The following is a 1,598-nucleotide window of genomic DNA, read 5'->3' as shown; positions in this document are numbered from 1 at the left end:
TGGTACCAATGCGACCATCTCGGTACGCCGATGGAGCTGACCGATGAGCAGGGCAATGTTGCTTGGGCGGGGCAGTACAAGGCGTGGGGTGAAGTCAAAGAGGAGCGCTCGGACTGGGCGAAACAGCATGGCCTAAGTAACCCGATTCGGTTCCAAGGCCAGTACCACGATCCTGAGACAGGACTCCAATATAACCGTTACCGCTACTACGACTCGAAGACGGGACGTTTTATCAGCGAGGATCCGATAGGCTACGCTGGAGGTTTGAATCTTTTCGCGTATGCTCCTAACCCGATAGAGTGGATAGACCCTCTTGGGCTTTCAACTGTTCTAGCGGCAAAGGGTCGTAAAGAGGCAATGAAGATTGCCCAAAAACATGCGCAAGTACCTAGGGTAGGGCGTGGTGGAAAAAATTTAGCGTCAGACCAGATTAATGATGGTAGTCGTGGAAAGAACTGCTACTGCCTACTTGCAAATGGCGTTGAGAATTTTGGGCGCCGAGGTTGGGACGGGTCGATAGTATTTGATCATCCAGATGGACACCCTCACATGGTCGGTGATGGACACCCAGACCACCATCGCAGCCCACATGTGCATGCCACAAACCGAAAAGGCGAAACAATCATAGTGACTTATCCGGGGTGAGAGATGTTTGAAGTGATATGCTATCGGGCAAAATTTGAACTCTTTAGCAAGGCGAGTAGCAGTTGGGTGGCGGGGCTGCCGGCTGACCACGATGACGACTTTGCGTTGATTTGCGCGATCAATCAGGACGGAACTCTTGGCTTTGACAGAACGCCATCGGCAAAAGAGTTTGTGAGTGCGTTAATTGCAGGTTGTTACTGTGTCGACATTTCAGGAGCACTTCTTGCGCCTGGGGACTTTCGTGGTCAATATATGCCAAGTATCTTTTTCAAAGATAGGAATGGTTGCTTTGATCGCATGGCTATGGAGCATGAGCGCTATTTGTTGGAATTAAAAAAACATGCATTTTTATCCAGGTATAAATCATTGCAATCGCCATGCTCGAGCCCGCTATCAGATTTTCTCCTGGGTGGTGGTCGCAGTGTTAGCAAATCGCTCTATGTTGCGCTGATGGAATCATGTGAATTTTTCTGTATGTCAAAATTATCTGGTGAATATGGGTGGGGAGCCTTCGATGTGACTTCAAGTAATATGGCTGGTTTTCTGCTTGATCTTGAGAATAATATTCCAGCCGAGGGTCATATCACGTTAAAGGCTAATATCCAAGAGGTACCATGCTGGTAAAATGGATTCGCGTAAGCTTGTGGGCCTAATGCAACATCCGAGAAAAATTCAGGGTGGCGTGCACTTTCCTAGGTTTACTCTCGTGCTTGAGCTTTCGGCAGTCGACCCGCTGGGCAACAAGACCGAGTTTACCTACACCCCGGCCGGCTTGGTCAAGGCGATCAAGGCTGCATCGGCAACGAGAAGAAACTCACCTACAACGATACCGGACAGTTGCTCGAGTACACCGACTGCTCCGGCAAGACCAGTCACTGGGCCTACAACGCCTTCGGCCAACTGAGCGAGTTCACCGATGCGGCGGGCAACAAGACCGCCTATGAATACCAGGC

At 50.1% G+C, this 1,598-nt stretch carries 2 protein-coding genes and 1 pseudogene; all 3 read left to right on the top strand.

Annotation, left to right across the window (positions count from 1 at the left end):
- Positions 1 to 645 (top strand): RHS repeat domain-containing protein (locus JKP78_RS25160; protein ID WP_234454662.1); only part of this gene is annotated, 645 nt, incomplete at its 5' end.
- A gap of 3 nt (positions 646 to 648) precedes the next feature.
- Positions 649 to 1,269 (top strand): hypothetical protein, encoded by a 621-nt coding sequence (locus tag JKP78_RS17980; protein WP_200627117.1) that lies wholly within the window; start codon positions 649 to 651, stop codon positions 1,267 to 1,269.
- Positions 1,270 to 1,360: 91 nt separating this feature from the next.
- Positions 1,361 to 1,598 (top strand): annotated as a pseudogene (locus JKP78_RS17975) (hypothetical protein); the annotation flags it as partial.

The sequence above is a fragment of the Pseudomonas sp. LAM2023 genome (assembly GCF_016620375.1).
Classification (GTDB): Bacteria; Pseudomonadota; Gammaproteobacteria; order Pseudomonadales; family Pseudomonadaceae; genus Aquipseudomonas; species Aquipseudomonas anuradhapurensis.
The sequence above is the reverse complement of the archived record's forward strand: the minus strand, read 5'-3'. Positions and strand labels throughout refer to the sequence as shown.